At 70.5% G+C, this 4,281-nt stretch carries 1 protein-coding gene; it reads right to left on the bottom strand.

Annotated features, from left to right (window positions below; all coding sequences use genetic code 11):
- A partial coding sequence (locus tag ACSLTV_RS35885) for a hypothetical protein (protein WP_435613707.1) occupies positions 1-4,281 on the bottom strand: 4,281 nt, incomplete at both ends.

The following is a 4,281-nucleotide window of genomic DNA, read 5'->3' as shown; positions in this document are numbered from 1 at the left end:
CCCCTCCCCCCCCCCCCCCCCCCCCCCCCCGCCCGTGGCTCCGCCGGTGCTCCCCGCGGGCTCCAGGGGACGTGTCGCGGCCAGTCCGAGGTCTGCGCGCCGGTCCGATAGAGGCATGTCTTGGGGCCAGTGGCCGCGGGCCCTAAGCCAGGCGATCAATGCCTTCACGGACAGGACTTCGAAGTCCAGCAGGCCGTCGTCGTCCAGTTCCCGCAGGACGTCCTGGGCGGGGGGCAGCACCGTGGGGCGACTTGCGGGATAGAGGCGCTCCCATTCCTCGATTAGTTGCCGCAGCCGTGGTACCTGCTTGTGCACCGCTGTGCTGGATGCCTCGCGTACCTCGGCCAGCGGCCTCAGCGGGCGTGACGTCGACGAGGGCGCGGGGAGCTGTTTCATCAGCCAGGCGGCCGCGTGGGCTTGAAGGAGTTCGTCGGAGAGATGCCACAGCGTCGTGTGCCAGGCCGCGTCCGGCGCGAGTAGGGAGAGGTCGCGCAACTTCACGTACCGGGCCAGGGACCGTCCGGACCGATGGACGTCCCTGTAGGCGTCCCTGATCCGCTCGGCGAGCGCGGGACGGTTCCGCTGAAGCCATGCCGCGAAATGCCGTTCATGCCGGTCCCTGTTCTCGATCTCCGGGAGGCCCAGGGCGCGCCACGCGCGGTTGGCGTCGGCAAGGGGCACGGATATGGCGCTCAGTTGCCGTTCCCGGTCGTCGTCCTCCAGCAACCGCATGAGCTGTTCCGCGTTCGGTGCGCCGATCCGGTCGGTGAGCCAGGTGAGGAGGGCAGCGCGGTCGGAGAAGTCCTCGGCGTGTTGCCGCAGTTGCTCCGCGAGGTCAAGATCAAGGCAGGCGAGGAGGGGGACAAGCCGCGCGCTACCGGAACGCTGTGACGCCCGCTCGGCGAGGACGGCGTGCAGTTGGTGCGGCCGCAGGTCCAGGACGTCCGTGAGATCCTCCTCGGGGACGTGGTCGGTCTTCAGGCCGCGTTCCTCCAGTTTGGTCAGCGCCTTCCACAGCGGGTCTGCGAGGTAGGGTGCGCCGATGAGGGCAGCCACGGCGGGGGCGGCGGTGCGGAGCACTCGCCAGCCGGTACGCGGCCCGCTGTGCACGACGACCACACGGGGCCGGTCTGGGTGCGGGTGCAGCAGGGCTCGGTCCGCTCCGTGCTCGGTGAGGCGGTGGCCGGCGATCCAGAGGACGGCCTCGCCGGCCACGGTCACGTCGCAGCGATGCAGTAGGCCGGCCACGTCGGCCGCGGCCACGGGCTCCGGACGGGACGCTCGTTCCTCGTCGAACTCCACCAGGGCCGCGACCAGGGTGAGCAGCCAGGATCCCGCGTACTCCATCAACGGCACGTGCGGTGCGTCACGGACGGGCAATCCGTCGGCCTGGATGTCGTGCGCGGCCTCGCCGCACCGCTGGACGTCGAACGTTGTCCTCCGTTGGAGGAAGGCGTGGACCCGGCCGCCCAGTGTCCTGTCCCGTACCGGGATCACGGGCACGGGGACCCGGTCCAGAAGGGCTCGGTTCTGGGCCCCGTCAGGATCCGGGACGAAGGCCGTCTCGTCCGTCTCCGCCGGGTCCAGCGAGGCGAGGGCGCCAGCGCGGGTCACCAGCAGCCGGCGCGGCGCCGCGGGCTGCCCGCCGTCGGCGGTGCGCGTCCCGCCCTCCCCCGGCAGCAGCTGCGCCCACGCCTTTTCGTACTCCCGTCCGATCTCGTGCGCGAGTCTTCCTTCCCTGAGGTGGGCGTTGGCCTGCACCAGGTCCGGCAGGTGGCGGAGCCGGTCGAGCGCGGTGCCGGGATCGTCCCAGGAGCGGATGCCGAGCAGGCCGAGCCGTGCCACGAGCTTGGCGGACCGCCTGCTGCGCAAGGAAGCCGATACCACGCCGAGGAACTGGGGCGGGGGCTGCGTGCCGTGCCACCACCAGGCCGTGCCGGCGGTGGCGAACACGGTCCCCTCCGAGGTGGCGCTCGGGGCGGCCGTCTGCGGGATCCACGGAGCGTGGGTGAGGAAGGCGGACAGCGGAGTGGGCCAGGGCGTCCCGGTGGGATCGCTGTGGCGTACGAATTGCATCTCCAGTGCGGAGTCGGCCCAGGCGAAGGCGAGGCCGTTCACGATGAGCTCCGCGTAGAGTCTGCGGTCCTCCTCGGAGAAGGCGGCGTAGTCGTCCTGACCAGGCAGCATGGCCGCAGCACGGGAGCGTGAGTGGTACTCCACGCTGATGTAGCCGACCCTACGCCGGTTCCGCCAGCGCTCGGCGCTCGTCCGCCACTGCGGCAGCAGATCCGGCCGGTCCGGGGCCCAGAAACGGGAGGGTCGGTTGAGGGCGTCTCCCCTGACACTGATGCGGAAGGTCTCGTACCGGGGACGGAGGCCATGAGCGACGTGGTGCCGTTCGAGGAAGCGCCGCATGGCCTCCACGGGGATCGCGTCGCCGCACAGGTCGTCGGGGCGGACGAGGAGCCGTCCTTCCGTCTGGGTGAGCACGGGAGACAGTTCCCGGACGCGCTCCAGGAATCGGGTCAGGGTGTCGTCGACGGAGGAGTGCTCTGCTGGCCAGCCCGGCCCGAACATGGCGCGGCTCGCGTCGATCCAGCCGGCCCGGGTCAGTACGTGGAGATTCCCCAGGAAGGGAGCCCTGCGGCCCTCCGTCTCCAGAGCGTGGGAGACCGCGCAGGCGTAGCGGAGACAGGCCAGGCGTACGCCGTTGTCCTCGCTGTCCGCGCTCAGTGCACCTGCGACCACCGCGAGCACCCGGTCGACACCGTAGTCGTGGACGAGGTTCGCGGTCCTGAGCCACTTGCGGCCCTGGGCTCTGCGCTTGCGGCCCTTGCCGGACCAGGCGATGCCCTCGTGCACGAAGTGCAGGCCGTCGGGCAGGGTCGGCAGGGAGCCGCCCTGCGGAGTGTCGCGGTCGAAGAAGACGCCATCCGCGCCGGCCGGTGCCGTCATCGACCTGGAAGTAATGACGATCCGCTTGCCGGTCAGGGCCGAGCCGTCGGGGAACGCCTGGGAGAGGTCGTAGTAGAAGTCCGCCCACCATCCGGGATCAATGGTGTCACGTACGGCGGCCCCGGCGAGCCCTTCCGCCCACGACGCGAGGCGCTCTGTTGGGGGTTCGAGGCGCGTGCCCGCGCTCCTGGCCAGGGACGCCAGCCGCCGCAACCGAATGGGGTGCAGATGCGGATCGAGGAGATCCATGACCCCCGTGGCGGCGACGGCGTGCGGGGTGAAGATCGTGGAGCCGTCCTTCCCTTCCCACAGAAGGGCACGGTGCAGGGAGGTGCGAGCCCCGGGTGTCGTTCCGATCACCGGGATGAACGGCACGTGGGCGATGCCATGGTCCAGCCGTTGGAAGGCAGACGTCAGCCGCGCCAGTGCCTTAGGCTGCCAGCACATGAGGTCGACGATCGCGCCGGGCGGAATCGGTGCCCGCCCGTCCGCCGCTGCGAGCACCGCGCGGGCGCTCACCTCAGCCACAGTGTCGAGCAGCAGACCGTTCCACGGCACCGCCTCGTTGAACGAACGACGGTTCATCTCCGCGAAAAACGGTGCGTGGACATAGCCGCGGACGGGTGCCGAGATCTGCTCGCCCATCGGCAGGAAGGCGTAGAGCCGCCCCTCCCGCAAGGGATCGCCAACCGGTACGGCGACCCGTACCTCGGCCTTCTTCTCCCAGGCCATCCAGTCGCGTCGCATCCCGCTCTTCTCGATCGACGCGGCGAGCTCCTCCTGTGCGCGGTCCGGGTCGGCCTTCCCGCAGACGACGATCAGACGCATCCGCCGACGCAAGGTGACCTGCTGCACCTTCAGGCCACGGGCGTGGTGCAGCACCTCCACCTGACGGTCATACGTCCTGCGCCGGGTCTCCCCCGCGGCCCGCCACTCCAGCCGGACACGTTCCAGCCGGTCGAGGAACAGCTCGAACGGGGCGTTGTCGTCCATGAGTTCCCGCACCTGCGCCTCGGCGGCCGAGCGCGCGTCGGCCGACTTCAGCGGCAGACGGATGACGGTGACAAAGCCCCGGCGCGCGAAGCCTTGGACGGTCTTCGGTGGCTCCTCCAAGAAGACCGGCACCTTCAGCGTGAGCAGGTTCTCCTTCAAGTAGTCGGCGAAACCCTCGCGTTCGGGCGCCACCTCGCGGGCGAGCGCGTCGTAGTCGTCGAGCCGGGCGAACCGGAAGGTGAACCCGTCGAGGAGCCGGGACCCCTCCCTGGCCACGCTGTAGACCTCAGGCGCGTCGCACAGGTGCAGCACGCTCTTGAAACCGACGCCCTT

The sequence above is a fragment of the Streptomyces sp. bgisy159 genome (assembly GCF_965341775.1).
In the GTDB taxonomy this organism is placed as follows: Bacteria; Actinomycetota; Actinomycetes; order Streptomycetales; family Streptomycetaceae; genus Streptomyces.
Note: the sequence above shows the minus strand (reverse complement) of the source record. Positions and strands in the feature narration are given on the sequence as shown.